This is a genomic window from Burkholderia sp. ABCPW 11 (assembly GCF_001523445.1).
Lineage (GTDB): Bacteria > Pseudomonadota > Gammaproteobacteria > Burkholderiales > Burkholderiaceae > Burkholderia.
The window spans coordinates 80771-106502 of sequence record NZ_LOVM01000001.1 but is presented as its reverse complement, the minus strand read 5'-3'; the positions used below and the strand labels follow the sequence as shown (position 1 = coordinate 106502).

The window sequence follows — 25732 nt, the reverse complement described above, 5'->3', positions numbered from 1 at the left end:
GCAAGCTTCGCCGAGGGAGAATTCGTTTGTTTATAACGAAGTATCGAAAGATACTGGAATTCCCGGTTGCACGGAAACTTGCCAAAAAATCATGTTTCGGTGCGCACGAACCGGCCTGCTCCACCCACATTGCGTTTGTGCCCCATGTCGATCGTCCCGTTGCCTCGCCCCGCCAGCCCGTCCACGAACGTTTACCGCGATTTTCTCGCCGCGCTGCAGGCGGCCGGCTTCGCCGGCGAAATCCGTACGGATCACGCGAACCGCACCGTGCAGGCCACCGACAACTCGATCTACCAGCGCCTGCCGCAGGCGGTGATCTGCCCCGCGCATACGGACGACGTCCAGCTGCTGGCCCGGCTGCTGGCCGAGCCCGCGCACCGCGACGTCGCGGTGGCCGCGCGCGGCGGCGGCACCGGCACCAACGGGCAGTCGCTGACCGACGGCATCGTCGTCGACTTGTCGCGGAACATGAACCGGATCCTCGAAATCGACGTCGCGCAGCGCTGGGTGCGCGTGGAGGCGGGCGTCGTCAAGGATCAGCTCAATGCGGCGCTGAAGCCGCACGGGCTGTTCTTCGCGCCGGAGCTGTCCACGTCGAACCGTGCGACCGTCGGCGGGATGATCAACACCGACGCCAGCGGGCAGGGTAGCTGCACGTACGGCAAGACGCGCGATCACGTGCTCGAGCTCGATTTCGTGCTGATGGGCGGCGAACGGCTGCACAGCGGCGCGCTCGACGATGCGGAGCTGGAACGCCGCTGTGCGCGGCAGGACCGCGTCGGCAACGTGTATCGCACCGCGCGGCGCATCCGCGACGACAAGGCGGCGCTGATCGACGCGAAGTTTCCGAAGCTCAACCGCTGCCTGACCGGCTACGACCTCGCGCACCTGCGCGAACCGGACGGCCGTTTCAACCTGAACAGCGTACTGTGCGGCGCGGAAGGGTCACTCGGCTTCGTCGTCGAGGCGAAGCTCAACGTGCTGCCGATCCCGAAGTTCTCGGTGCTGGTCAACGTGCGTTACGCGGGCTTCATGGACGCGCTGCGCGACGCGCGCGCGCTGCTCGAACACCGGCCGCTGTCGATCGAGACGGTCGACTCGAAGGTGCTGATGCTCGCGATGAAGGACTTCGTGTGGAGCAGCGTGGCCGAGTATTTTCCGCAGGACGACGCGCGCCCGACGCTCGGCATCAACCTGATCGAATTCAGCGGCGACGACGAACACGACGTCGATGCGCGCGTGCGCGCGTTCGTCGAGCATCTGCGCACCGATACGAGCGTGGAGCGTCTCGGCCATACGCTGGCGGCCGGCGACGATGCGGTGAAGCGCGTGTATGCGATGCGCAAGCGCGCGGTCGGCCTGCTCGGCAACGTGCAGGGCGAGGCGCGCCCGCAACCGTTCGTCGAGGACACCGCGGTGCCGCCCGAGAACCTCGCCGCGTACATCGCCGAATTCCGCGCGCTGCTCGACGGCCACGGGCTGCAGTACGGGATGTTCGGCCACGTCGATGCGGGCGTGCTGCACGTGCGCCCGGCGCTCGACATGAAGGATCCGAAGCAGGCGGCGCTGGTGCGGCCCGTGTCGGACGCGGTGGCCGAACTTACGCAGCGTCACGGCGGCTTGCTGTGGGGCGAGCACGGCAAGGGCGTGCGCTCCGAATATGCGCCGGCGTTTTTCGGCGAGCTGTATCCGTCGCTGCAGCAGTTGAAGGCCGCATTCGATCCGCACAACCAGTTCAACCCGGGCAAGATCGCGACGCCGCCGGATCGCACGCTGCGATTGCTGAAGATCGACGAGGTGCCGACGCGCGGCGATCACGACCGGCAGATCGACGAGCGCGTGTGGCAGAGCTACGGCACCGCGATGCATTGCAACGGCAACGGCGCGTGCTACAACTTCGATCCGGACGACGCGATGTGCCCGTCGTGGAAGGCGACGCGCGAACGCGTGCAGTCGCCGAAAGGGCGTGCGTCGCTGATGCGCGAATGGTTGCGCCTGCAAGGGCAGGCCGGCGTCGACGTCGTCGCGGCGGCGCGCACGCGGCAACCGGTCCTGCGCGGCCTGGTCGAGCGCTGGCGCAACAGCCGCAACGCCCGTCGTGGCGACACGGATTTCTCGCACGAGGTGTACGACGCGATGGCCGGATGCCTCGCATGCAAGTCGTGCGCGGGACAGTGTCCGGTCAAGGTCAACGTGCCCGAGTTCCGCTCGCGCTTTCTCGAGCTGTATCACCAGCGCTACCTGCGGCCGCTGCGCGACTACCTGATCGGCTCGCTCGAATTCACGATGCCGTGGATGGCGCGCGTGCCCGCGCTGTACAACGGGCTGATGGGATCCGGCTGGATGCGGGCGCTGCTCGAGCGTCAGGTCGGCATGGTCGACAGCCCGCTGCTGAGCCGCTTCGATCTCGCGGCCGTGATCCGCGCGTGGCGCGTGAAGCCGGCCGACCCGCATGCGCTCGCAGCGCTGAGCGATGCGCAGCGCGCGCGCAGCGTCGTCGTCGTGCAGGATACGTTCACGCGCTATTTCGATACCGAGCAACTGGCGACGCTAATCGAGCTGGCGGCGCGCCTGGGCTATCAGGTGTGGCTCGCGCCGCTCGCGCCGAACGGCAAGGCGCTGCACGTGCAGGGCTTTCTGCAAGCCTTCGCGAAGGCGGCGATCCGAAACGCGACGCAACTGGCCGCGCTGGCGCGCTCGGGCGTCGCGCTGGTCGGCCTCGATCCGGCGATGACGCTCACGTATCGGCAGGAATACCTGAAAGTGACGGGGCTCGCCGACGTGCCGAAGGTCGCGCTGCCGCAGGAGTGGCTGCTGGATGCGCTGCCGCAAGCCGGTGCGGGTGGGGCGACGGTTTCATATCGGTTGTTGCCGCATTGCACCGAGAAAACCAATGCGCCGGACAGCGGCAAGCAATGGGCGCAGGTGTTCGCGCGTCGCGGGTTGCGCCTGCAGGTTCAGGCGGCCGGGTGTTGCGGGATGTCGGGCACGTACGGGCACGAGGCGCGCAATCTCGCGACGTCGAAGACGATCTATGCGCAGTCGTGGGCCGCGCACGTCGATGCACCGGACGAGGAGGGTGAAGCGCTGGCGACCGGGTATTCGTGCCGCAGCCAGGTGAAACGCCTGTCGTCGAAACAGGTGCGCCATCCGTTGCAGGCGCTGCTGGATCATGTGCGGGCGGTGGGGTGACGACGGGGCGGTGCGGGCCGAGCGGCCCTTGAGGCGGCGACGATCGAGCGTCGAGCGGCAATCCCCGTGCCGCTGTCGACCTTCGCCGGCGCTGGTCAGGCGTCGGCTTTCGCAGCTTTCCGCGACCGCGATTTGTCCGCTGCGGGAAGCACGCCGACGCCGCGCGGCCGTTTCGGCTCGATCCGCATTTGCCGGATCACGCGCCGGAAGTCGATCTCGTGCGCGGCCAGCGTACCGATCAGTTTCGCGATGACCGCGAGGTGGGAAGGGACGGTGCCCTTGCTCGAATAGTTCGTGATGGAGCTTTCGTTCATCCGGATCAGGCGGGCGAACTCGCGCGCCGTCAACTGCGCCTTCTTCAACTCCTGCTGGAATTCCGCATACGCCATTGCACACATGATGCTTCGTCTCCGTGAATCAGAATTCGTCCCGCGCGGCGCCGGCGCCGACGGGTGGCGTTCCCGTCGTGCCGGCGCCGCGTCGGGTTACATCTTCACCTGGTCGAGGAAGGTCTTCTTGCCGCTCTTGTACCCGTAGATCGAGATGACCCCGTGCGTCAGGTCGCCCTTCGAGTCGAACGTCGTCGTGCCGATCACGCCGTCGTACTTCGTCGCCGGCATCGCCGCGAGGATCTTCGCCGGGTCGGTCGAGTTCGCACGCTTCATCGCGTCGACCGCGATATAGACCGCGTCATACGCGAACGGCGCGTCGAACTTGATGCCCTGGTTGAAGCGCTTCTGGTACTTCGCGAGGAAGCTCGCGCCGCCCGGCATCTTCTCGAGCGCAGCGCCTGCCTGCGAGCACAGCACGTTGTCGGCCGCCGGGCCGGCCAGTTCGGCCAGCGAGTCGGTGCACACGCCGTCGCCGGACAGGATCTTCGCGCGCAGGCCGAGCTGCTTCGCCTGCTTGGCGAGCGGGCCGCCGGTGGCGTCCATGCCGCCGTACATGATCGCGTCGGGGTTTTCGCCCTTGACCTTCGTCAGGATCGCGCGGAAGTCGACCGCCTTGTCGTTGGTCGCGTCGTGCGACAGCACCTTCAGGCCGAGCGCCTTCGCCTTCTTCTCGAACTCGTTCGCAAGGCCCTGGCCGTATGCGGTCGAATCGTCGATCACCGCGACGCTCTTCACGCCCTTCGACTGCGCATAGCTCGCGAGCGCCGGGCCCTGCTGCGCATCGGTCGCGACGACGCGGTAGGTCGTCTTGAAACCCTGCTGCGTGTAGGTCGGGTTCGTGGCCGACGGCGAGATCTGCACGATGCCCGCATCGCTGTAGATTTTCGATGCCGGGATCGACGTGCCCGAATTCAGGTGGCCGATGACGGCGACGACCTTGTCGTCGACGAGCTTCTGCGCAACCTGCGTCGCCTGGCGCGGGTCGGCCGCGTCATCCTGCGCGTCGAGTTGCAGCGTGATCTTCTTGCCGCCGATCGTCAGGCCTTTCGCGTTGATTTCTTCGACCGCGAGGCGCGCGCCGTTCTCGTTGTCCTTGCCGAGGTGCGAGATGCCGCCCGTCGTCGGTTCGACGCTGCCGATCTTCACGACCTGGTCGGCCATCGCGCTCGACGCGGCCGCGAACGCGGCGGCAGCCAGTGCAACGGTGATCAGGGGTTTGCAGCGCATGCCGACAGTGCTTCGTTCCATCTGCCATCTCCGAATTGAATGTCTTTCTATTGACGTCTCGACCGGCCGGCCGCGGGCCGGGGCGATCGGACGATTTTCCATACCCGTCACGGGCGTCGCTTGCATGGTGTCCGGCCGGGGTGAACTGCCGCCCGGGCGAGCGGGCGGGTGCCGCACGCCATGCAATTCGTATGAATATATCGGAACCCGCTTCTGCGTGCTGCGGCGCACCGCATGGCGGACCGTTGCGGCATGCGCCGACGCGCGGATGTCGAGGCTTCCGGATACCGGAAACCATGCGCCGCAGCGGCCCCCGGATTGCGGTTCGCTGTCGTCGGCCTTACGGCCGCATCCATTATTCGGCCGGTCGCCACGGCGAAGCCATGGACACTGGCGCACGGTCAATCGGGAACTGTTCGGTCGATTTGTCTGCACAGTTTGGTCAATGGCGAATGGCGTATCCGGTTTCATGGTCGTGCTCGATCGAGTGCGATCGCCGTCGTTATGCAACTAACGGTCAAGTTCGGCCGCGCCGGCGAGTGGGTGCCGATCACACCGACCGAACCGTCCATCGGGATCGGCAGAAACCGGGGCGTTTTGGGGCCGGCGTCGCGGCAAATCCGGACCGTCGCGTCGGCCGCCCGCAATTCGCCGCACGCGCAACCTTACGACCGTCCGCGCAATGCGACGACGATCACGCCTGCAATCGCCAGCAGGCCGCCGCACGCCGTCGCGATGCCCGGCCGCTCGCCGGTCAGCACCACCGACAGCAGCGTCGCGACCGCCGGCGTCAAGTAGAGAAAGTTGGCCGCGCGCGCCGCGCCGAAGTAGCCGAGCGCGAAGGCCCAGGTCGCGTAACCGAGCGCGGCGGGAAAGACGCCGAGTACGACGACGGCCAGCGCCGTGTCGCGCGACCCGCCGCCGAGCGACACGAGCGCGCCGGGCAGCCAGGGCACGAGCAGGATCGCGCCGGCCAGCAGCGTGTAAGCGGTGCACGGCAGCGCGCCGTACACGGGAATCAACCGCCGCTGTAACACGAAATAGCTGGCCGAACACAGCGCCGCGCCGAGGATCAGCGTGCTCCCCGAGCCGAGGACGAGGCCGCCGGGTTGCCCTTGCGCGATCACCGCGATGCCGGCGAGGCTGACGAGCGAACCGAGCCAGCCCCAGCGATTGAAGCGCTCGCGCAGAAACACGGCGGCCAGCAATGCGGTGAAGATCGGCAGCGTGTTCACGATGAAACTCGCCGCGCCGGCCGACACGGTCCGTTCGCCGGTATTGAGCAGCGCGTTGTAGAGGGCGATGCCGAGCAGGCCGCACGCGAGAAAGCGCCACGCATCGCCTTTCGCCGGCAGCGGCGGCCGTCGCCATGCGAGCCACGCGATCACGAGCAACGCGGCGGTCGCGAAGCGCGCGGCCGCGAGCTGCAGCGGCGCGAGGCCGTGCAGGCCGATCCGGATGAACGGGAACGCGGACGCCCACGAAACGATCGTGAACGAGACCGTGGCTGCCGCGACGAGCGGTTGTCGCGCGCCGCGCGACGTCGGTGACGAAAGGGTATTCATGCGGCAATGATGCGGCGTGGCGAGATGTTAAGCTAGCGCACAGATCAACACCCGGATATGAATATGGCTCACAGCTCGGGGCCGCGGCGGCCCGACGGCTCGGCGCGTGCGCGTCAGGCGGCCGGCGGGCTGTCGGTCGCCGCGCCGATGCCGGGCCCGCGGCCGCCGCTCGCGAGCCTGGAGACGGTCTGCACGGTGGCGCGCGAGGGTTCGTTTCTCGCGGCGGCCAACGTCTCCGGCGTCACGCACGGCGCGATCAGCCGACGGGTGGCCGCCGTGGAAAACTGGCTCGGGATGGCGCTGTTCGAACGGCATGCGCGCGGCGTGCGCCTGACGCCGGACGGGCAGCGCTTCGTCGGCCGCATCGAGCAGGCATTCGCGATCATCGACGGCGCGGCCGATCAGTGGCGCACGCCGCGCACGCCGCGGCTGGTGCGAATGAGCGTGGTGCCCGCATTCGCGCAGCTGCGGCTGCTGGAGCGGCAGCAGGCGCTCGAGAATGAAGCGCCCGCGTTGCGCATCGAGCTCGGCATCGAACTGCGCAACGTGGATATCGCGGGCGGCGAAGCGGATCTGTCGATCCGGTACGGGCGCGGCAACTGGCGTCGTCTCGACACCCGCCCGTTCATGCCGGAGCGGCTCTATCCGGTCGCGCATCCGCGGCTCGCCGCGCAACTGGCCAGGATGCGCCGCGCAACGGGCGACGCCGCGCTGCTCGACATGCCGTTGCTGCACGATTCCGACGTGACCGGCTGGCGCACGTGGTTCGATGCGCTCGGCGTTCCGTTCAAGCCGCGTGCGCAGGATCGCCGGTTCGAGGATTACAACCTCGTGCTGGCGGCGGCCGAAGCGGGGCTGGGCGTGGCGCTTGCGCGAACGCCGCTTGCGGATGCGTATCTGCAGCGCAGCGCGCTCGTGCGCGTGAGCCGTCACGAGGTCGATTCGCCGCTCAGCTATCACTTCGTGCATGCGAAAGGCGAGAATCGGCCGGAGGTCCTCGCGTTGATGGAACGGATGGTGAAGGCGCTGCGGTAGCGCGCACCCGGCGGTTCGCGGAGGCGGCCGCCCGTTCCGTTCGTTCGGCCCCGGACGCCGAATCGTTACAATGCAGCCGCGGAAAACGGCGAGATCGCCGCAGTGAAGCGGAATCGCGCCTTTGCCCGACGGCAGGGCAATCACCAACCATTGCAGTACGGGTTCAAATTTGCACAAAAGGGAACCGATGAATAGACCAGACAAATCGTCGAAAGCGCGTGCGGCGCTGGATCAACTTTTTTCCGGCCTGGCGCCTGCGGACGCGAAGCGCGCATCGCCGCGTCCGGGCAATCCGTTCGAAGCGGACGACGAGGTGTCGAATGCATCCGGCGGTCGCGGCGGGGTGGAAGTCACGCTGTCGACCCGCATCCAGCTGCGCGGTTATCCGAGCGCCGACGCGTTCATGAAACGCATGGCCGAAGCGTGGGGCCTCGAGTGGGGCACCTACGACAGCGTCCGCGCGGTGGCGACGCTGCCTGCCGGATGGCGCTCCCGCCGGCTTCCGGAAGTCACGCAGATCGTCGACGAACGCGACGTGCTGCGCGCCGAGAGCAGCCTGCAGGGCGGCGAGATGTCGTATCTGAAGGTGTATCCGCGCTACTACATCGATGCGCGCAAGCGTTTCGGCTGGACGAAGTCGTCGAAAGCATCCGACGATCCGGATCTCGACGGCCCCGACTGGAACTGCTTCGTGGTCGATCGGGAAAAGTCCGTCGAAGTGCATGAGCTGACGACGTCGTCGTTGAAGGCCGACATGGACAATGCCCGGGCGACGCTGCTGAAATGGCTCGACGAGCACTATCCGAAACATCGCGACCCGTTTGCGTACTGGTCGGACTGCGAAGGGGCGTCGTAAACCGCGCTGCACGGCGGCTCGTTCGACGCATCGACGGGGCCGCCACGAGGACGACCATTGAAACAAGCGAGTGTGATCCCGATGCTCTGGGCAGCGTTCGGCGCAGCGGTCGGATCGACCGTCGTCGAGTTGCTGCTCTGGGCAATCGCCGGCGATGACGCCGTCCGGAATCTGTTGCGCGACGCGCGCCTCACGGCTGCGATCGTGATGGGGCGAAGCGTGCTCGATACGTCCGGCGGCTTCGATCCGCTGGTCATGGGCGTGGCGACGCTCGTGCACGCGGCGCTTTCGCTCATCTATGCGGGCGCGCTGGTACGGCTGGTCCACGGGCTGTCGTGCGTGGCCGCCGCGTTCGCGGGCGGCGCGTTCGGGCTCCTGCTGTACGGCGTGAACCTGTACGGCTTCACGGCGATCTTTCCGTGGTTCATCCCGGTTCGCGGCGCGATCACGCTGATCGCACATCTGGTATTCGGGATCACGGCCGCAGTTGTCTACTGCGTTGCCGGACGCCACGCTACACGCTGATCCCGGCATCGATCGCCGCGGGCACTGCCACCGTCGTCCGTCTTGTGATCTCTGGAATGACCTGCGGCGATCGTCCTGCGACGTGACGATCAGAACTTGTGGCGAATGCCGACGATCGCGAGTTCCTGTGTATCGGTGCCGGCGTTCACGCCGTACGAGCCGACCGATGCGGCCGCCTTCACGGTCGCCCCGCTCGCGTTGAGCGTGTTGCCGCTCGCCTTCTGATAACCGAACAGCGCATACAGGTCGGTGCGCTTCGACAGGGCGTAATCCGCGCCGAGGTTGACCTGGTTGTAGTGCGCGGAAGCCGGGCCCGTCAGCGACGTGTAGTTGTAGCCGACGCCCGCGCGCAATGCCGGCGTGAACTGCCAGTTGAAGAATGCCGAACCGTTGTTGAACTTCGCGTTCTGGCTGAATGCCGATAGCGTGTCCGCGCCGTACTGCGTATTCGAATACGCGAGGCCGAAGGTCGCCGGCCCGGCCACGTACTGGCCGGCCACGCGCACGATCTGGATCGACTTCGCACTCGAGAAGCCCTGGTTGATCACGGTATTGAACAGCGTGTCCGAACTGCTCGACCACGTGCGCACGCCACCCGCAACCGTCGTGCCGCCGTTCGCGTAGAAGTAGCCGGCGCCGAGCGACAGCGGGCCGTTCGCGTAGCTCGCGCCGAAGCTGTACGTACGGCCGCTGCCGGTCGCGCCCGCGACGCCGCCGAAGCCGTACAGGGCCGCGAACTGGAAGCCGGAGATCAGCGGGCTCGTGTATTTCACCGAGTTGCTGACGCGCAGGCTGTTGTCGTAGTTGTCGAGATCGCCCGGCGTCGCAAATACGCCGCCGAAGTAGTTGTCTTGCGTGAGGCCCTGCACGAGATCCACGACCGGGTCGTACTGGCGGCCGAGCGTCACGGTGCCGTACGTGCTGCTCGCGAGGCCGACGACGGCCTTGCGGCCGAATTCGCGCTGGCCCTGGCCGAGCGCGCCGGTGCCGATGTTGAAGCCGTTCTCGAGCTGGAACAGTGCGGACAGGCCGCTGCCGAGATCCTCGACGCCGCGCAGCCCCCAGCGGCTGCCCGACAGGTTGCCGCTGCTGAACTTCACGAGGCTCGCCGCGTTGCTGCCGTTCGCGTTCTGCGCGTTGTGGACGTACGCGATGCCCGCGTCGGCGATGCCGTACAGCGTGACGCTGCTTTGTGCGTGGGCGCCCGCGGCGACGAGCGCGGCCGGCAGCGCGAGCAGTGCGAATGACCGGATCTGTTTCATGGTTGGATTCCCCCGTTGGTCGATTGGTCTGACGAGTCGGTGCACGATACGGACGGCACGGCGTCAAGGGAACCAATAAATTGTCGGATCGTTATGAGGCGGCGCGGCGATGGATGCGCGCGCAACGGATCGACGAGCGGCGCGCGGATAGCGTGTGCATCGCACACGTGCCGCGCGATCCGGCGCGCCAGGTCAGTGGCGCGCGTCGCCCGGTGCGAACAGGCGCGGCTGCGCCGCGTTCAATGCGTCGTCCGCCTCTGGCTGCCACGGAAAAATTCCGTTGCGGTCCGGCCATAGCAACTGCACGCACGGGAAGTCGTCGTTGCCGTAGAACCAGCGGTTCCAGCCGAGATGGGCTTCGTAGTGTTTCTTCTCGACCGGCATCAGCAGCGCGTTCGCGTTGCCGTAGACGGCGGCCGTGACTTCGCCGACCGGTGGCGGCGTACCGGCCGCGACCTTCCGGTAGACGTCCCACAGCACGTCATGGACGATGCGTGGCGGCAACGAGAAAACGATGATTTCGGGGGAAACCGTGGTTGACCCACAGCCCGGTCGTGAACGAGAAACCCGGCGCGTCGCCTTCTGCGAATACTTCCGTACGGAACCATCCGTGCTCGCGAATCTGATGCACGAAGCGCTGCTCGTCTTCCTCGAGCACCGAATCGGGCGCATCGAGCGCGGTCGCGATATCCGGTCGCGTGGTCATGGGAGCTCCTTGGGCCGGTCTATTGCACCACGTCTTCCGCTTCCGCCGTTTCGCCGAGGAACCCGCCGCTCTGGTGCGCCCACAGCGCCGCGTAAATGCCGCCCGCCTGCAGCAATTGCTGGTGCGTGCCTTCCTCGACGATGCGCCCTTCGTCGAGCACGATCAGCCGGTCCATCGCGGCGATCGTCGACAGCCGGTGCGCGATCGCGATCACCGTCTTGCCGCGCATCAGACTGTCGAGGCTGCGCTGGATCGCGACTTCGACCTCGGAGTCGAGCGCGCTGGTCGCTTCGTCGAGCACGAGGATCGGCGCGTCCTTGAGCATCACGCGCGCGATCGCGACGCGCTGCCGCTGGCCGCCCGACAGCTTCACGCCGCGCTCGCCGACTTCGACGTCGTAGCCGCTGCGGCCATGGCGGTCGCGCAGCCGGCCGATGAACTCGGCCGCTTCCGCGCGCACGGCCGCATCCTGCATTTCGCGTTCGGTTGCGTCGGGGCGGCCGTACAGCAGGTTTTCGCGCATCGTCCGGTGCAGCAGCGACGTATCCTGCGTGACCATCCCGATCGCGCCGCGCAGGCTGTCTTGCGTCACGTGTGCGATGTCCTGCCCGTCGATCCGGATCGTGCCGCCGCCGACGTCGTAGAAGCGCAGCAGCAGGTTCACGAGCGTCGACTTGCCGGCGCCCGAGCGACCGATCAATCCGATCCGCTCGCCGGGCCGGATCGTCAGGTTCAGCCCGTCGAATACCGCGCGATCGTTGTCCTCGTGTGCGAACTGCACGTTGTCGAACACGATTTCGCCGCGCTGCACCGCGAGCGGCTTCGCATCGGGCGCGTCGACCACGCTGCGCACCTTCGTCAACGTGTTGATGCCGTCCTGGATCGTGCCGACATTCTCGAACAGCTCGGTCATTTCCCACATGATCCAGTGCGAGTAGCTCGACAGGCGCAGCGCCATCGCGATCACGGCGGCGACCACGCCCGCGCTCGCCTCGCCGTGCATCCACAACGCGAGTGCGAGCCCGGCAGAGCCGACCAGCAGCAGCGTCGACAGCAGGTGGTTGACGATCTCGAACGCGCTGACGAGCCGCATCTGCGCGTCGCCGGTCGCCTTGAACGCTTCCATCGCGCGCCGCGCGTGGTCGGCTTCGCGCCGCGTATGCGAGAACAGCTTCACGGTCGTGATGTTCGAATACGCGTCGGTGATGCGGCCCGTCATCAGCGCGCGCGCGTCGGCTTGCCGGCTGCCGACCGCGCCCAGGCGCGGCACGAAATACGCGCACGCCGCGCCGTAGCCGAGTGCCCACAGCGCGAGGGGAATCATCAGCCGCCAGTCGAAGCTGGCGGCGAGCACGAGAATGCCGATCAGGTAGGCCGTGACGCCGATCACGACGTCGACCGACATGAACAGCGCGTCGCGCACCGCGAGCGCGGTCTGCATGATCTTGGTCGTCACGCGGCCCGCGAACTCGTTCGCGTAGAACGACAGGCTCTGGTCGAGCATCAGCCGGTGAAACAGCCAGCGCAGCCGCATCGGGAAGTTGATCGCGAGCACCTGGTGCTTGACCATCGTATGCAGCGCGATCAGCAGCGCGCTGCCGACGAGGATCGCCGCGAAACCGGCGAGCGTGGCGAAGTGACGGCCGCCGAATTCGGTCGGTGTCGACGACGACAGCCAGTCGACCACGTGCCCCATCATCGCGAACAGCGCGGCTTCGTACGCGGCCAGCGCGGCCGACGTCAGCGCGATCAGCAGGATCCAGCCGCGCGCGCCTTTCGTGCACGCCCAGACGAACGAGAAGAATCCCTTCGGCGGCGTGACGGGATCTTCGAGCGGGAAAGTCGGCAGGCGCCGTTCAAACCACGAATACATCGACTTGTTCTCCTGATGCGGCCCGACGCGACGGGCGGGCCGATGATGCCGGACCGGATGCGATGCGGTCATCGTGTGCCGATATGTTCCTTTCGGCCGACGGACGTTACGCCGCGATCGCGTGGCCCGGCTCGAAGTGTCGCATTGATTCGACCGCGCTGCAGGCGGGTTGTAAGCCGTCGCCGGCCGCACGAACGGCGCCGTACTCGCGCATCGGGTCCTCAGGAATGGACATCGCGCCCCTAAAAAACCGCTTGACTATCTATCTATGAGTAGATAAAGTTCGATCCATGGAAACGAAACCGACCGTCCGCGAACAGATTCTCGACCACGCGATCACGCTGATGATGCAGCGCGGTTACAACGGCTTCAGCTATCGAGACCTGTCCGACCTGGTGGGCGTGAAGACGTCGAGCATCCACTACTACTTCCCGTCGAAGGACGATCTCGTGCTGGAAGCGGTGGCGGCGTACAGCGACGAAGTGCTCGCGGCCGTGCGGGCGATCGATGCGGCCTTGCCGGCCGACGTGAAGCTGAGCCTGTACACGAAGATGTTCGGTCGCACGCTCGGTGACGGCAATCTGATCTGCCTCTGCGGGATGCTCGCGGCCGACATCGAAACGTTGCCGGAGAACGTGCGGCAGGCCGTGCAGGCATTCTTCACGGCCAACGAACGCTGGCTGGCGGAATTGCTCGCGCAAGGCGCGAAGGAAGGCACGCTGCAGTTCAGCGGCGAGCCCGACACGGCGGCGCGCACGTTGTACGCGGCGTTTCAGGGCAGCGTGCTGGCCAGCCGGCTGTTTCACACGCGGGCGCGTCTCGAGGACGTCGAGGCCGTCTGGAAAACGCGGCCCTGACGGGCGGCGCAAGCAGTGGGGCGGTTCGCCGCCCTTTTAATGAATCTCGCTATCTATCATGTAGTAGATAGATGGCTCGCGCAGATGGATCGACCATCTGCATTTTTTTGGGGAAATTTGTCTATCTATGAGTAGATAAATTGATGCGATGCCGGCGGAGAAGCCGCCGGCACGCGGTCCCCGGTTCGAAGGCTGTTTCATTCATTTGCTGAAAAGGAGTCTGTCATGTCGATCGAAAAAGTGCTGTACCGCGCTCATGCAAAAGCCACCGGCGGCCGCGACGGCCGTGCGACGGTGCCCGAAAGCGGTCTCGACCTGAAGCTGACCACGCCGCGCGAGCTCGGCGGCGCGGGCGGTGCGGGCGCGAACCCCGAGCAACTGTTCGCCGCCGGCTACAGCGCGTGTTTCATCGGTGCGATGAAGTTCGTCGCGGCGCGCGACAAGATCGCGATGCCCGCGGACGCCGCGATCGAAGGCAGCGTCGGTATCGGCGCGATCCCGAACGGGTTCGGCATCGAAGTGGAACTGAAGATCTCGCTGCCCGGCCTCGATCGTGACATCGCGCAAACGCTGATCGACCGCGCGCACGTCGTCTGCCCGTACTCGAACGCGACGCGCGGCAATATCGACGTCACGCTCACGCTCGTCTGATCGATCGCACTGCAAAACATTCATCGCCATTCGTAGAATCAACCAAGGAGTCGCACCATGAAGATCGTCAAGCCGCTGCTGATCGCCGCCGCCGTTGCAGCCGCGTTGTCCACCGCACCTGCCGCGTTCGCCGCCGGCGCCGACACCGTCCGTCCCGATGCGAAGACGAGCGCGTTCCTCGCCGCGCTGAACGGCCAGAAGGGCCCGGGCCTCGAAACGCTGAGCCCCGCGAAGGCGCGCCAGGTGCTGGTCGACGCGCAGAATGGCGTGAAGGTCGATCTGTCCGGCATCGACGTGTCGAACCGCACGATCGAGCAGGACGGCCTGTCGGTGCCGGTCACGATCGTGCGTCCGCAAGGCGCGACGGGCACGCTGCCGGTATTCGTGTTCATCCACGGCGGCGGTTGGGTGCTCGGCGATTTCCCGACGCACGAGCGCCTCGTGCGCGATCTCGTCGTGCAGTCGGGCGCCGTCGCGGTGTTCGTGAACTACACGCCGTCGCCGGAAGCGCGTTACCCGGTCGCGATCAACCAGGCGTATGCGGCGACCAAATGGGTGGCCGCGCACGGCGCGGAGATCGGCGTCGACGGCAGCCGCCTCGCGGTGGTCGGCAACAGCGTCGGCGGGAACATGTCGGCCGTCGTCGCGCTGATGGCAAAGGACAAGGGCGGCCCCGCGATCCGTTTCCAGGGGCTGATGTGGCCGGTCACGGATCACGACTTCGACACGGGCTCGTACCGCGCGTATCAGCAGGGCCACTTCCTGACGCGGCCGATGATGAAGTGGTTCTGGGACGCCGATACGAAGAACGAAGCGCAACGCAACGAGATCTACGCGTCGCCGCTGCGCGCGAGCCTTGCGCAGTTGAAGGGGTTGCCGCCCGCGCTGATCCAGGTCGCGCAGTTCGACGTGTTGCGTGACGAAGGCGAAGCGTACGGTCGCAAGCTCGACGCGGCCGGCGTGGACGCGACGACCACGCGCTACGACGGCACGATCCACGATTTCGGTTTGCTGAACGCGTTGGCCGACGATGCACCGACGAAGGCCGCGATCAAGGCGATGGCCAATGAAATCGCGACGCGGCTGAAGTAACGCGATCGAGATCGTTCGAACCTGAACGGCAGGACGGCGGGCACATGCCCGCCGTCCTTGCATGAGGGCGTTTCGTTCATGCCCGGCCGTGCGCCGAGGGAAACGGTCGAATGGCGAGCGCGCAATCGCACGATCGCGCCCGGCCGCCGGCATTGTTGGTACGATCGCGCGTATCGTTCACGCCGGCGTCGCAAGCCGCCGGCTCATCGGCCGTGAGGCTGCACGGCAGCGCGGCCACGTTCGGGAGAAACGGTTCATGTTGCAGGCGTTCGCGGTCTTGCTGATCTTCCAGTGTCTCGGGGAAGGGGTGTCCTATTTGTTCGGCCTGCCGGTGCCGGGCCCGGTGATCGGCATGCTGCTGCTGTTCGGCTTCGTGATGCTGCGCCCGCAGGTGGCCGATGCGATCGAGCCGACCGCGCTCGGGCTGCTGCGTCACCTGTCGCTGCTGTTCGTGCCGGCCGGCGTCGGCATCATGGTGTCGGCCGACCGCGTGCGCGGCGACGCGGTCGCGGTCGTCGTCGCGCTGGCCGTCAGCACCACGCTCGCGATCGCGGTGACGGCGCTCGTCACGCGTGCGTTGCTGCGACGCCAGCGCCGCGCGGGCGGCACTGCGGAGGGCGCGCAATGACGGCCTTCCCGAAGCTCGGCGCGATCTGGGTCTATCTCGCCGCGAGCCCGCTGCTCGGCCTGACCATCACGCTGGTCGCGTATCTGTTCGCCCAGGCCGTCTATGCGCGGGCACGCTTCAACCCGCTCGCGAATCCGGTTCTGATCGCGGTCGCGGTGATCGTCGTGCTGCTGACGCTCACGCATACGCCGTATCCGACGTATTTCGAAGGCGCGCAGTTCGTCCATTTCCTGCTCGGCCCCGCGACCGTCGCGCTCGCGCTGCCGCTGTACCGCCAGTGGTCGAAGCTGCGGCGTACCGCGCTGCCGTTGCTCGTCGGCCTGCTCGCGGGTTCGCTGACCGCGATCGTGTCGGCGGTCGGTATCGCCGCGCTGTTCGGGGCGTCGCACCAGACGATCGCATCGCTTGCGCCGAAATCGGCGACGACGCCGATCGCGATGGCCGTCGCCGCCGAGATCGGCGGCATTCCGTCGCTCACGGCCGTGCTCGTGATCTCGACCGGGATTTTCGGCGCGGTGTGCGCGCGTGGGATCCTCAATCTGCTGCGGGTCGACGAGCCGGCCGTGCGCGGCTTCGCGCTCGGCGTCGCGTCGCACGGCATCGGCACCGCGCGTGCGTTTCAGGTCAGCGAGGAAGCCGGTGCGTTTGCCGGGCTCGGGATGGGGCTGAACGGCGTGCTGACGGCGTTCGTCGTGCCGATCCTGCTGCCGGCGCTGTCGCGCTGGATCTGAGCGCGCGGCCGCCGGGGTATCGGTTTCCCCGATGGTGCGGACGACAGGCCGACAGGATGGCGCTCACGGCGCGCATGTATCGTCGGCGTTATCAGGAGAATTCAGGAATGCCCAAGGACATTTGCGCAGCGATCGGCTAACGTTGCATCGGCGCCGTTGTCGCAAGCCGTCGCGTGCACGCCGGTGTCCGACCCACACTCAACAATCGACAAGGAGATCGGCCATGAAGCAGTCTCGCGTGGTTTCGGTGGCAGTAGCGGTAGCGGCGTCGTTCGGTCTGTTGTTGACCGTCGCGCCGACGGCATACGCGCAGGACCCGGCGTCCGCGCCGGCGCAAAAGCAGCTCGACAAGGCGCAGAAGAAGGCGGCGCGCAAGGCGGCCCGCGCGCGGCACGCGTCGGACCTGAAGGCGATCGGCACCGGCAGCGGCTACCGGTTGACCAACGACCAGAGCAACTATCCGCAGAACGCCGTGCAGAAGGCGCCCGCGACGAAGGCGGCGCCGGCCGCACCGGCTTCGGGCCAGTAACGGTCGAACGCGTTGCACAGGACGAACGGCGCCGGGTCGACCCGGCGCCGTTCGTCCTGTGCGGAACTGCGGAACTGCGGAACTGCGGAGCCGCAGCGTTACGACGCGAGCTTGCTCGCGAGTTCCGCGACGTGCTTGCCCTGGTAGCGCGCGATGTCGAGCTCGTTCGCGCTCGGCTGGCGGCTGCCGTCCGCGCCCGCGAGCGTGGTCGCGCCGTACGGCGTGCCGCCGGTGATTTCGTTCATGTTGACGAGCCCGCTGCACGCGTACGGCACGCCCACGATCACCATCCCGTGATGCAGCAGCGTCGTGTGGAACGACGTGATCGTCGTTTCCTGGCCGCCGTGCTGGGTGCCGGTCGACGCGAACACGCTGCCGATCTTGCCGACGAGTGCGCCTTTCATCCACAGGCCGCCGGTCTGGTCGAGGAACGTGCGCATCTGGCCGGCCATGTTGCCGAAGCGGGTCGGCGTGCCGAAGATGATCGCATCGTAGTCGGCGAGTTCGTCCACCGTGGCGACCGGCGCGGCCTGGTCGACCTTCACGCCGATCGCGCGGGCCTGGTCGACGGGGATCGTTTCCGGCACGCGCTTGAGCGTGACCTCGACGCCGGGCACCGATTTCGCGCCCTCCACGATGTGCTGCGCCATCGTTTCGACGTGCCCGTAGGACGAGTAGTAAAGAACGAGAACCTTGGCCATGTTGCGAATCTCCGATTAAAGGGGCCCCGCGGTCAGCGGAGCCCGGTTTCCCGAACGGGCGTCACGCCCATTCGGCCGTCACTTCGACCGGACGCAGGTCGAACACCAGCACTTCGGCATCCTTGCCGTCCGCGATCGTCAGCGCCTGTTCGCCGCGGATGCGCGCGCCGTCGCCTTCGCCGAGCGTCACGCCGTTGACCGTCACGCTGCCGCGCGCCACATGCACGTAAGCAAAGCGGTTCGGATCGAGTTCCAGCGTAGTGCTTTCGTCGCCGTCGAACAGGCCCGCGTAAATCCGGGTGTCCTGCCGGATCTTCAGCGAACCGGCGTCGCCGTTCGGCGACACGACGAGGGCGAGCTTGCCGCGCTTGTCGTCGGCCGCGACATTCGTCTGCTGATAACGCGGCTCGGCACCCTTTTCGGCCGGCCCGACCCAGATCTGCAGGAAGTGGACCGGCGTGTCCGGCGAGTGGTTGAACTCGCTGTGGCGCACGCCCGTGCCCGCGCTCATCAGTTGCACGTCGCCCGGCACGATCACCGAACCGGTGCCCATCGAGTCCTTGTGTTCGAGCGCGCCTTCGAGCACGTACGACAGGATTTCCATGTCGCGGTGCGGGTGCGTGCCGAAGCCGCGGCCCGGGGCGACGCGGTCGTCGTTGATCACGAGCAGATCGGAGAAGCCGACTTGCTTCGGATCGTAGTAATTGGCGAACGAAAACGTATGACGGGAGCTGAGCCAGCCATGCTCCGCACGGCCACGTTGGTTTGCTGCACGGATGTCGATCATGATTTTTTCCTCAAGTCGCCGGACCTCGGAAGTGGGCCCGGCCGTTCGTTGAGATGAATCTTAGGTCAATCGATTTGACAAATAAATCGCTGTAGAGATAATGACTGTCGCTCTGGAGTGGACAGTATGGAACTCAACGACCTGAGGATCTTCGTCGCGACCGTCGACGCAGGCAGCTTCACCGCGGCGGCCGACCAGCTGATGCTGTCCAAGCAGTTCGTCAGTCGGCGCACGATGGCGCTGGAGGCGTCGCTCGGCGTGCGGCTGCTGCATCGCAATACCCGCAATCTCGCGGTGACCGAATCGGGGCAGGAGTTTTATGTGCGCGCACAGCGCATCCTCGCGGAGATCGCCGACGCCGAGCAGGCGATGTCGGTGCGCAGCACCGAGCTGCATGGCTCGCTGAAGATCAGCGCGCCGCTGTCGTTCGGGATCACGCACGTGTCGCCGCTGATCGCCGAATTCCTGTCCGCGCACCCGGCCGTGCGGCTGAACCTCGACCTGACCGACCGGCGCGTCGACCTGATCGGCGAGGGCTTCGACCTCGTGCTGCGGATCGGCTCGCTCGAGGACTCGACGCTGATCGCGCGACCGCTCGGCGCGTGGCGGATGATCGCGTGCGCGAGCCCTGCCTACCTGAAGCGGCATGGCGCGCCGCAGACGCCGACCGATCTGGCCGGCCATACGTGCGTGCTGTACGGGCGCGAGCGGCGGGTGGGCTGGGAATTTCGCGTCGACGGCGCGGCGCGAACGTTCGACGTGCAGGGGCCGCTCGTCGCGAACAACGGCGAAGTGGTGCGCGACGCCGCGATCGCGGGGCTCGGTATCGCGCTGCTGCCGCACTTCATCGTCGGCGCGGCGCTCGACAGCGGTGCGCTCGTGCCGGTGCTCGACGCGTACGCGCCGCCGCCGATCACGCTCAATGCCGTGTTTCCGCAGCACCGGGAGGGGTTCGTCACGCTGCGCACGTTCATCGGATTTCTCGCGGAGCGGCTCGGGCAGCCGGAGCCGACGGACGCGAGCGGGGCGGGCCGGGTACGGTAGCCGCCCGCTTTGCGGTGAATGAGGTGATTAATCTCCGCAGAATTTGCGGAGATTGTTGAGGCATGCGGCGTATCGGTGGATAATCTCCGCATCATGAGCGGAGATTACACCTTTATCTGGGAATCGGCCGACTGGCCGGCATGGCGCTTCGATCTTCCGACCCTCGCCACGCCGCTCGCCGACGTCAGCCGTGCGCAAGGCATGCTGGCCGGGCGATTGGCGGACCTCGGCCTGGCGTTGCGCGACGAAGCGAGCCTGGCCGCGCTGACCGATGACGTCGTCAAGACCAGCGCGATCGAAGGCGAGAACCTCAATGTCGCGTCGGTCCGGTCGTCGATTGCGCGCCGGCTCGGCGTCGACATCGGCGCGCTCGCGCCGGTCGATCGCCACGTCGAAGGCGTTGTCGACATGGTGCTGGATGCGGCGACCCACGCGGCCGCACCGGTCACCGAAGCGCGGTTGTTCGGGTGGCATGCCGCCCTGTTCCCGACCGGCTATTCGGGGCTGTCGCGGATCACGGTCGGCGGGTGGCGCTCGGACGCGAGCGGGCCGATGCAGGTGGTCTCCGGGCCGATCGGCCGGCAGCACGTGCATTTCGAGGCGCCGCCGGCCACACGCCTGACGTACGAGATCGAGCGCTTTCTCGCGTGGTTCAACGCGCCGCCGGCCGAGCCCTTGCTGATCCGGGCCGGCCTGGCCCACCTGTGGTTCGTTACGCTGCACCCGTTCGACGACGGCAACGGTCGCATCGCGCGCGCGCTCGGCGATCTGGTTCTGGCACGCGCGGACCGAAGCCCGCAGCGTTTCTACAGCGTGTCCGCGCAGATCCAGCGCGAGCGCAACGCGTATTACGACGTGCTCGAACGTACGCAGCGCGGTTCGCTCGACGTCACGGAGTGGCTCGCGTGGTTTCTGAACACGCTGGGCCGGGCCATCGATCATGCGCACACGACACTCGATGCGGTGCTGATCAAGGCGCGCTTCTGGCAGCGATGCGCGGGCGTCGCGATGAACGAACGCCAGGTCAAGGTCATGAATCGCCTGCTCGACGGCTTCGAAGGGAGGCTGACGACCACCAAGTGGGCCGCCCTTGCGAAATGCTCGCAAGACACGGCGCTGCGCGATATCACGGAGCTCGTCGAGCAGGGCATGTTGCGTCGCTCGGCGTCCGGCGGGCGGAGCACGAGTTACGAGCTGGTGCCGTTCGACGGCTGACGTCATTGCCGGCTCGTCTCGTCCCGCGCGCGAAGGCGCCGTGTGCATGGCCGATGCGGCGAGTGCGATTGCGACACGCGTGGGGCAGGTCGCCGCGCGGCGCATCCGGCTCCGGTCGATGAAAGACGACGGGCCGACCAGGCGTGACGGCGCTCGGGCGATCGTGTTCATCGGGATCGTCGATGCAGTAAGCGGGGCGCTGGCCCGCTATTTCTTGCGCGTCGCGTGCGCCTGCGTCCGCGCGGGCGGCGCCGCCGATTCCCGTATGCGCAGCTCGGGCAGGACGGCATGGCCGGGCCCCGTGGCGTCGTTCTCGAGCGCGTCGAGCAACGCGCGCGCGGCCTGGCGGCCGATCGCGTCGGTGTCGACCCACATCGTCGTCAGCGACGGCCGGATCTCGCGCGCGAGCGCGACGTCGTCGAAGCCGGTGATCGACAGCTGCGCTGGCACGTCGATGCCGAGCGCCTGCGCTTCGAGCAACGCGCCGAGCGCGAGCGCGTCGTTGCCGCAGATCACGGCGGTCGGCCGCGTCGCCGCATCGCTGCCGACGATCGCGCGCAGGCTCGCTCTCCCGAACGCGATCGTGGCCGCGCCTTCGTGCTGATGCACGGGGCGCACCGCGAGCCCGTGCGCGGCCAGCGTGTCGTGAATGCCGCGCAGCCGGGCCTGCACGCGGTCGTTGTCCGTCGACGGCTGCATGACGATCGCGAAATCGCGGTGGCCGAGGTCGAGCAGGTGCGTGGTGAGCCGGGCGAACGCCGCGCGATTGTCGAAGCCGATGCAGCAATGCGGGCTGTCGTCGCGGTACGCATACGTGACGACGTACGGCACGCGATGCATCGCGAGGAGTTCGAACAATTCCGGCGGATACGCTTCGCCGACCAGCGACACGGCTTCCACGCCGCGCGACAGCATCGCGCGCACCTGCGCGAGCGCTTGCGCGGGGTCGTAGTTCGAGCAGCCGAGGAACAGCGTGATGCCGTGCTCGGCCATGACCGTCTGCATGCCGGCGACCTGCGACGCGAACACCTGGTCGTCGAGGGTCGGAATGATCGCGCCCGTGATGTGGGTGCGCGTGGATGCGAGTGCGCGGCCGGCCGCATTCGGGATCCAGTTCAGTGCGAGCGCCGCGTCGCGCACGCGCTGCTGCACGTCGGCCGACACCTTGCCGGGATCGTTGTACACGCGCGAGACGGTCGCGGTCGATACGCCGGCCAGTTTCGCGACGTCGCCGAGCACCGAGCGGCCGCTGCCGCGGCGTGCCCGAGGCGTGCTCATCGGCCGTCTCCGCGCGTGGCGGACCCGTCGCTACCGTGTGCCGTCAAAAGCGTCATTGTTTACCCTCGATTCGTGATGGCCCCGCTTGCATTCTCGAGCGAGCCTGCGAGAATGTAAGCGCTATCTTGCTACCGCTTCTTATTATGTCAGACACCTGCTCGATCCGTATGGCGAAATTTTCCGAGACGACGACCTTTCCGGTCATTTTGTCGACCGCAAATGTAAGCGATTACATCAAGCAATGAACGGTCTCCGGTCACCGCGTATCGCCGTCGTCGGCAGCGTCAACATCGATCTCGTCACGCGCACGCCGCGCCTGCCGGTGCCGGGCGAGACGCTGCTCGGTACGACGTTCGAGACCGTTCACGGCGGCAAGGGCGCGAACCAGGCGGTCGCGGCCGCGCGCCTCGGCGCATCGGTCGCGATGATCGGCTGCGTCGGCGACGACGCGTTCGGTACGCGCCTGCACGGCGCGCTGGCGGCAGAGCGCATCGACGTGACGCACCTGCACCGGATCGGCGGCACGACGACCGGCGTCGCGACGATCACGGTCGACGACGGCGGCGCAAACAGCATCGTCGTCGTGCCCGGCGCGAATGCGTGCGTCGACGCCGACCGGATCGACGCGGCGCGTGACGCGATCGTCGGAGCCGCGCTGCTCGTGTGCCAGCTCGAAATACCGGTCGCCAGCGTGGCGCGCGCGATTGCCTGCGCCAGCGCGCACCACACGCCGGTGTTGCTCAATCCCGCACCCGCGCAGCCGCTCTTCGATGCGCTGCTGGCGCGGGTCGACTATCTCGTCGTCAACGAAACCGAGGCCGAGTCGCTGACCGGCATCGCCGTGGGCGACGATGCATCGGCCGCGCGCGCCGCCGATGCGCTGTGCGCGAAAGGCGTCGGCAACGTGCTGGTCACGCTCGGCGCGCGCGGCGTCTGCTGGCGCGGTAGCGCAGGAAGCGGCCGCCATCGTGCGATGGCGGTGGTGGCCGTCGATACGACCGCGGCCGGCGACACGTTCGTCGGCGGGTTCGCGGCCGCGCGGGCCGGCGGCGCGTCGATGGACGACGCGATCGGCTTCGGCCAGCGCGCGGCCGCGATCAGCGTCACGCGTCACGGCGCGCAGACGTCGATTCCGACGCTCGACGAAGTAAACCGTATGGATACCTGAATTCCGCACGCGCCGCCACGGATTCGGCGCGGTCAACGCATCGCGCTCGCGCTGTTGATGGCGAGCGGGATCGTCAACTATCTCGATCGCGGCACGCTGGCCGTCGCGAGTTCGGCGATCCGCGGCGATCTCGGCCTGTCGCTCGCGCAGATGGGGCTGCTGCTGTCGGCATTCTCATGGAGCTATGCGCTGTGCCAGTTTCCGGTTGGCGGGCTGGTCGACCGCATCGGCCCGCGCCGGCTGCTCGGCATCGGGCTGATCGTCTGGTCGTTCGCGCAGGCGGCCGGCGGCATCGTGTCCACTTTCGGCTGGTTCATCGTCGCGCGCATCGTGCTCGGCATCGGCGAGGCGCCGCAATTCCCGTCGGCCGCGCGCGTGGTGAGCAACTGGTTTCCGCTGCGCGCGCGCGGCACGCCGACGGGCATTTTCAATGCCGCGTCGCCTCTCGGTACCGCGCTTGCGCCGCTGCTGCTGTCGGTGCTCGTTGCGTCGTTCCACTGGCGCTGGGCGTTCATCGTGACCGGGGCACTCGGCCTCGTTGTCGCCGTCGTGTGGTTCGCGCTGTATCGCGATCCGGTGCGCGCGCAACTGTCCGCCGCCGAGCGCGGTTACCTCGATGCCGATGCGCAAAGCGTCGTCGCGGCGCCGAAGCTGACCTTCGCCGACTGGCGCAGCCTGTTCTCGCACGGCACGACGTGGGGGATGCTGATCGGCTTCTTCGGATCCGTGTACCTGAACTGGGTCTACCTGACCTGGTTGCCCGGTTACCTGACGATGGAGCGGCACATGAGCCTGATCCGCACGGGGTTTGCCGCATCGGTGCCGTTCCTGTGCGGGTTTTTCGGTTCGCTGGCCGCCGGGTGGCTGTCGGATTTCGTCACGCGCCACAGCCGGTCGCCGGTCGTGAGCCGGCGCAATGCGGTGGTGGCCGCGATGCTCGGGATGGTCGCATTCACGATTCCGGCGGCGCTCGTGCAGAGCAATACGGTTGCGCTCGCATGCATTTCGGTGGTGATCTTTCTCGCCAACGCGGCGTCGGCGTGCTCGTGGGCGCTCGCGACGGCGGCCGCGCCGCCGAGCCGCATCGCGTCGCTCGGCGCGATCCAGAATTTCGGCGGCTTTATCGGCGGCGCGCTTGCCCCGATCCTGACCGGCGTCATTGCGCAGAAGTGGTCGTTCGTGCCCGCGCTGCTCACCGCGGCGGCGATCGCGTTCGCCGCCGCGATGGCCTACCTGCTGCTCGTGCGCAAGCCGATTCCCGAACAGGCCGCGAACGCCGCACCCGGACCGTTGCCGGCGTAATCGTGCAGCCTGCATTCGCATTCACTGAAGGAAGGAGAAACCGATGCAACACTCGCAGCAATCGAACGTGACCGTCGAGGGGATCGTGCCGGTGATGCTGACGCCGTTCGACGACGCCGGCTCGATCGACTACGCGGGGCTCGAGCGGCTCATCGAATGGTATCTGGCGCACGGCTCGGATGCGTTGTTCGCGGTCGCGCAATCGAGCGAGATGCAATTCCTAAGCTTGGCCGAACGCACGGAACTCGCGCGCTTCGTGGTCGAGCGGGTGGCCGGGCGCGTACCGGTCGTCGCGTCGGGCCACATCAGCGACGATATCGACGCGCAGGTCGTCGAACTGTGCGCGGCGGCCGAATCGGGCGCGCAGGGCGTCGTGCTCGTGACCAATCGTCTCGATCCGCAACGCAAGGGCAGCGCCGCGTTGCTCGATCATCTTCACAGGCTGCTCGCGCGACTGCCGTCGGATCTCCCGCTCGGCCTGTACGAATGCCCGGCGCCTTACCGGCGGCTTCTGTCGGATGACGAGCTGCGCGCGTGCATCGACACCGGCCGGTTCGTGATGCTCAAGGATGTGAGTTGCGATCTCGCCACGGTGAGGCGGCGCGTCGCGCTTGCCGCGGGGTCGCCGCTGAAGATCCTGAACGCGAACGCCGCGATTGCGTGGGATGCGATGAAGGCCGGGTCCGCCGGTTTCAACGGCGTGTTCACGAACTTCCATCCCGATCTCTATCGGTGGCTGCGTACGCGAGGCGAGTCGAATCCGGCGCTCGCCGACGAACTGTCGACGTTCCTGGTCGTCTCGGCGGTATCGGAGGCGCTGGGCTACCCGGCGCTCGCGAAGCTCTATCACCAGCGGATCGGCACGTTCGGATCGATCAAATGCCGTGCGATCGACTACGACGTGCGCGAACGCTTCTGGGCGCTCGACGCGGTGCTCGACAAGATCGTGGCCGGCACCGAACATTTCCGCCGGCGGATCGCTGCGTCGTGACGGATCGTGACGGAGGACGCGCGCCGCGCCGGCAGCGCGGTGCGTGATCGCATCGCGTGCCGTGCGTGCAGCCGGCTCGCCGATTGCCTGCTGAAACGATCCACGTTGCGCGATACATGCAATTG

25 protein-coding genes are annotated in these 25732 nt (G+C 67.3%); 15 read left to right on the top strand and 10 right to left on the bottom strand.

From position 1 onward, the window contains the following. The first annotated feature begins 144 nt into the window (after positions 1–144). Positions 145–3192 (top strand): FAD-binding and (Fe-S)-binding domain-containing protein, encoded by a 3048-nt coding sequence (locus WS61_RS00520; protein ID WP_059498766.1) that lies wholly within the window; start codon positions 145–147, stop codon positions 3190–3192. Positions 3193–3287: 95 nt separating this feature from the next. Here the strand turns inward: WS61_RS00520 and WS61_RS00515 are convergent, their stop codons facing one another. The 3 genes from WS61_RS00515 to WS61_RS00505 form a co-directional block, all read right to left on the bottom strand. Continuing rightward, entirely contained in the window at positions 3288–3590 is a 303-nt protein-coding gene (locus tag WS61_RS00515; RefSeq protein ID WP_059498765.1) for a hypothetical protein, read from the bottom strand. An 87-nt stretch (positions 3591–3677) separates the two neighbouring features. Next, positions 3678–4832, bottom strand: coding sequence for a branched-chain amino acid ABC transporter substrate-binding protein (locus WS61_RS00510; protein ID WP_059498764.1), 1155 nt, complete (start codon positions 4830–4832; stop codon positions 3678–3680). Between the two features lie 644 nt (positions 4833–5476). Beyond that, positions 5477–6376: a DMT family transporter gene (locus WS61_RS00505; protein WP_059498763.1), complete on the bottom strand. Its 900-nt coding sequence runs from the start codon at positions 6374–6376 to the stop codon at positions 5477–5479. A gap of 57 nt (positions 6377–6433) precedes the next feature. On the opposite strand from WS61_RS00505, the gene WS61_RS00500 reads away from it, so the two are divergent. The 3 genes from WS61_RS00500 to WS61_RS00490 all read left to right on the top strand — a co-directional run bounded on the left by WS61_RS00500 (position 6434) and on the right by WS61_RS00490 (position 8792). Beyond that, the gene (locus WS61_RS00500; RefSeq protein ID WP_059498762.1) at positions 6434–7411 is read left to right on the top strand and encodes a LysR substrate-binding domain-containing protein; all 978 of its coding nucleotides are present in this window, start codon (positions 6434–6436) and stop codon (positions 7409–7411) included. A gap of 187 nt (positions 7412–7598) precedes the next feature. Then, complete coding sequence (locus tag WS61_RS00495) at positions 7599–8267, top strand: hypothetical protein (RefSeq protein WP_059498761.1); 669 nt, start codon at positions 7599–7601, stop codon at positions 8265–8267. Positions 8268–8324: 57 nt separating this feature from the next. Next, a complete protein-coding gene (locus WS61_RS00490; RefSeq protein WP_059498760.1) occupies positions 8325–8792 on the top strand; it encodes a hypothetical protein in 468 nt (155 codons plus the stop codon). A gap of 89 nt (positions 8793–8881) precedes the next feature. Here the strand turns inward: WS61_RS00490 and WS61_RS00485 are convergent, their stop codons facing one another. From WS61_RS00485 to WS61_RS00475, 4 genes are all read right to left on the bottom strand, one after another. Next, the gene (locus WS61_RS00485) at positions 8882–10054 is read right to left on the bottom strand and encodes a porin (protein ID WP_059498759.1); all 1173 of its coding nucleotides are present in this window, start codon (positions 10052–10054) and stop codon (positions 8882–8884) included. A gap of 192 nt (positions 10055–10246) precedes the next feature. Beyond that, the gene (locus WS61_RS35375) at positions 10247–10558 is read right to left on the bottom strand and encodes a DUF4262 domain-containing protein (protein WP_218921189.1); all 312 of its coding nucleotides are present in this window, start codon (positions 10556–10558) and stop codon (positions 10247–10249) included. Then, complete coding sequence (locus WS61_RS35370; RefSeq protein ID WP_218921188.1) at positions 10536–10760, bottom strand: DUF4262 domain-containing protein; 225 nt, start codon at positions 10758–10760, stop codon at positions 10536–10538. Before WS61_RS35370 ends, WS61_RS35375 begins: the two co-directional genes overlap by 23 nt. A gap of 19 nt (positions 10761–10779) precedes the next feature. Then, positions 10780–12633: an ABC transporter ATP-binding protein gene (locus tag WS61_RS00475; RefSeq protein WP_059498817.1), complete on the bottom strand. Its 1854-nt coding sequence runs from the start codon at positions 12631–12633 to the stop codon at positions 10780–10782. 290 nt (positions 12634–12923) lie between these two features. Between WS61_RS00475 and WS61_RS00470 the strand changes: the two genes are divergently transcribed. From WS61_RS00470 to WS61_RS00445, 6 genes are all read left to right on the top strand, one after another. Further along, entirely contained in the window at positions 12924–13490 is a 567-nt protein-coding gene (locus WS61_RS00470) for a TetR/AcrR family transcriptional regulator (RefSeq protein ID WP_059498758.1), read from the top strand. Positions 13491–13715: 225 nt separating this feature from the next. Next, on the top strand, positions 13716–14141 hold the full coding sequence (locus tag WS61_RS00465; protein WP_034208878.1) for an organic hydroperoxide resistance protein: 426 nt from the start codon (positions 13716–13718) through the stop codon (positions 14139–14141). Between the two features lie 57 nt (positions 14142–14198). After that, on the top strand, positions 14199–15233 hold the full coding sequence (locus WS61_RS00460; protein ID WP_059498757.1) for an alpha/beta hydrolase: 1035 nt from the start codon (positions 14199–14201) through the stop codon (positions 15231–15233). A gap of 256 nt (positions 15234–15489) precedes the next feature. After that, positions 15490–15861 (top strand): CidA/LrgA family protein, encoded by a 372-nt coding sequence (locus WS61_RS00455; RefSeq protein WP_059498756.1) that lies wholly within the window; start codon positions 15490–15492, stop codon positions 15859–15861. After that, positions 15858–16592: an LrgB family protein gene (locus WS61_RS00450; RefSeq protein ID WP_059498755.1), complete on the top strand. Its 735-nt coding sequence runs from the start codon at positions 15858–15860 to the stop codon at positions 16590–16592. The genes WS61_RS00455 and WS61_RS00450 overlap by 4 nt, the downstream gene beginning before the upstream one ends. Before the next feature lie 223 nt (positions 16593–16815). Continuing rightward, positions 16816–17121 carry a hypothetical protein gene (locus WS61_RS00445; protein WP_059498754.1) on the top strand — a complete coding sequence of 102 codons (306 nt, stop codon included), beginning with the start codon at positions 16816–16818 and terminating at the stop codon, positions 17119–17121. Between the two features lie 98 nt (positions 17122–17219). Here the strand turns inward: WS61_RS00445 and wrbA are convergent, their stop codons facing one another. Together wrbA and WS61_RS00435 are read right to left on the bottom strand one after the other, a co-directional pair. Then, positions 17220–17822, bottom strand: coding sequence for an NAD(P)H:quinone oxidoreductase (gene wrbA, locus WS61_RS00440; RefSeq protein ID WP_012337108.1), 603 nt, complete (start codon positions 17820–17822; stop codon positions 17220–17222). 61 nt (positions 17823–17883) lie between these two features. Then, positions 17884–18609 carry a pirin family protein gene (locus WS61_RS00435; protein ID WP_059498753.1) on the bottom strand — a complete coding sequence of 242 codons (726 nt, stop codon included), beginning with the start codon at positions 18607–18609 and terminating at the stop codon, positions 17884–17886. Between the two features lie 126 nt (positions 18610–18735). Between WS61_RS00435 and WS61_RS00430 the strand changes: the two genes are divergently transcribed. Both WS61_RS00430 and WS61_RS00425 read left to right on the top strand, forming a co-directional pair. After that, positions 18736–19653: a LysR family transcriptional regulator gene (locus WS61_RS00430; RefSeq protein WP_059498752.1), complete on the top strand. Its 918-nt coding sequence runs from the start codon at positions 18736–18738 to the stop codon at positions 19651–19653. Between the two features lie 93 nt (positions 19654–19746). Continuing rightward, complete coding sequence (locus WS61_RS00425; protein WP_179949642.1) at positions 19747–20868, top strand: Fic family protein; 1122 nt, start codon at positions 19747–19749, stop codon at positions 20866–20868. Positions 20869–21075: 207 nt separating this feature from the next. Here the strand turns inward: WS61_RS00425 and WS61_RS00420 are convergent, their stop codons facing one another. Continuing rightward, the gene (locus tag WS61_RS00420) at positions 21076–22146 is read right to left on the bottom strand and encodes a LacI family DNA-binding transcriptional regulator (protein ID WP_059498751.1); all 1071 of its coding nucleotides are present in this window, start codon (positions 22144–22146) and stop codon (positions 21076–21078) included. Positions 22147–22387: 241 nt separating this feature from the next. Between WS61_RS00420 and rbsK the strand changes: the two genes are divergently transcribed. The 3 genes from rbsK to WS61_RS00405 are packed head-to-tail and all read left to right on the top strand — an operon-like array spanning position 22388 to position 25607. Beyond that, the gene (gene rbsK / locus WS61_RS00415; RefSeq protein WP_059498750.1) at positions 22388–23314 is read left to right on the top strand and encodes a ribokinase; all 927 of its coding nucleotides are present in this window, start codon (positions 22388–22390) and stop codon (positions 23312–23314) included. Beyond that, a complete protein-coding gene (locus WS61_RS00410) occupies positions 23315–24616 on the top strand; it encodes an MFS transporter (protein WP_059498749.1) in 1302 nt (433 codons plus the stop codon). It abuts the gene before it with no gap. A gap of 43 nt (positions 24617–24659) precedes the next feature. Next, positions 24660–25607 carry a dihydrodipicolinate synthase family protein gene (locus WS61_RS00405; RefSeq protein ID WP_059498748.1) on the top strand — a complete coding sequence of 316 codons (948 nt, stop codon included), beginning with the start codon at positions 24660–24662 and terminating at the stop codon, positions 25605–25607. Positions 25608–25732 lie beyond the last annotated feature (125 nt).

What these genes read in the sequence shown, in the direction of transcription:
- WS61_RS00520 (WP_059498766.1), top strand. Translation starts at nt 145, where the DNA reads ATGTCGATCGTCCCGTTGCCTCGCCCCGCCAGCCCGTCCACGAACGTT.
- WS61_RS00515 (WP_059498765.1), bottom strand. Translation starts at nt 3,590, where the DNA reads ATGTGTGCAATGGCGTATGCGGAATTCCAGCAGGAGTTGAAGAAGGCG.
- WS61_RS00510 (WP_059498764.1), bottom strand. Translation starts at nt 4,832, where the DNA reads ATGGAACGAAGCACTGTCGGCATGCGCTGCAAACCCCTGATCACCGTT.
- WS61_RS00505 (WP_059498763.1), bottom strand. Translation starts at nt 6,376, where the DNA reads ATGAATACCCTTTCGTCACCGACGTCGCGCGGCGCGCGACAACCGCTC.
- WS61_RS00500 (WP_059498762.1), top strand. Translation starts at nt 6,434, where the DNA reads ATGAATATGGCTCACAGCTCGGGGCCGCGGCGGCCCGACGGCTCGGCG.
- WS61_RS00495 (WP_059498761.1), top strand. Translation starts at nt 7,599, where the DNA reads ATGAATAGACCAGACAAATCGTCGAAAGCGCGTGCGGCGCTGGATCAA.
- WS61_RS00485 (WP_059498759.1), bottom strand. Translation starts at nt 10,054, where the DNA reads ATGAAACAGATCCGGTCATTCGCACTGCTCGCGCTGCCGGCCGCGCTC.
- WS61_RS35370 (WP_218921188.1), bottom strand. Translation starts at nt 10,760, where the DNA reads ATGACCACGCGACCGGATATCGCGACCGCGCTCGATGCGCCCGATTCG.
- WS61_RS00475 (WP_059498817.1), bottom strand. Translation starts at nt 12,633, where the DNA reads ATGTATTCGTGGTTTGAACGGCGCCTGCCGACTTTCCCGCTCGAAGAT.
- WS61_RS00470 (WP_059498758.1), top strand. Translation starts at nt 12,924, where the DNA reads ATGGAAACGAAACCGACCGTCCGCGAACAGATTCTCGACCACGCGATC.
- WS61_RS00465 (WP_034208878.1), top strand. Translation starts at nt 13,716, where the DNA reads ATGTCGATCGAAAAAGTGCTGTACCGCGCTCATGCAAAAGCCACCGGC.
- WS61_RS00460 (WP_059498757.1), top strand. Translation starts at nt 14,199, where the DNA reads ATGAAGATCGTCAAGCCGCTGCTGATCGCCGCCGCCGTTGCAGCCGCG.
- WS61_RS00455 (WP_059498756.1), top strand. Translation starts at nt 15,490, where the DNA reads ATGTTGCAGGCGTTCGCGGTCTTGCTGATCTTCCAGTGTCTCGGGGAA.
- WS61_RS00450 (WP_059498755.1), top strand. Translation starts at nt 15,858, where the DNA reads ATGACGGCCTTCCCGAAGCTCGGCGCGATCTGGGTCTATCTCGCCGCG.
- WS61_RS00445 (WP_059498754.1), top strand. Translation starts at nt 16,816, where the DNA reads ATGAAGCAGTCTCGCGTGGTTTCGGTGGCAGTAGCGGTAGCGGCGTCG.
- wrbA (WP_012337108.1), bottom strand. Translation starts at nt 17,822, where the DNA reads ATGGCCAAGGTTCTCGTTCTTTACTACTCGTCCTACGGGCACGTCGAA.
- WS61_RS00435 (WP_059498753.1), bottom strand. Translation starts at nt 18,609, where the DNA reads ATGATCGACATCCGTGCAGCAAACCAACGTGGCCGTGCGGAGCATGGC.
- WS61_RS00430 (WP_059498752.1), top strand. Translation starts at nt 18,736, where the DNA reads ATGGAACTCAACGACCTGAGGATCTTCGTCGCGACCGTCGACGCAGGC.
- WS61_RS00425 (WP_179949642.1), top strand. Translation starts at nt 19,747, where the DNA reads ATGAGCGGAGATTACACCTTTATCTGGGAATCGGCCGACTGGCCGGCA.
- WS61_RS00420 (WP_059498751.1), bottom strand. Translation starts at nt 22,146, where the DNA reads ATGAGCACGCCTCGGGCACGCCGCGGCAGCGGCCGCTCGGTGCTCGGC.
- rbsK (WP_059498750.1), top strand. Translation starts at nt 22,388, where the DNA reads ATGAACGGTCTCCGGTCACCGCGTATCGCCGTCGTCGGCAGCGTCAAC.
- WS61_RS00405 (WP_059498748.1), top strand. Translation starts at nt 24,660, where the DNA reads ATGCAACACTCGCAGCAATCGAACGTGACCGTCGAGGGGATCGTGCCG.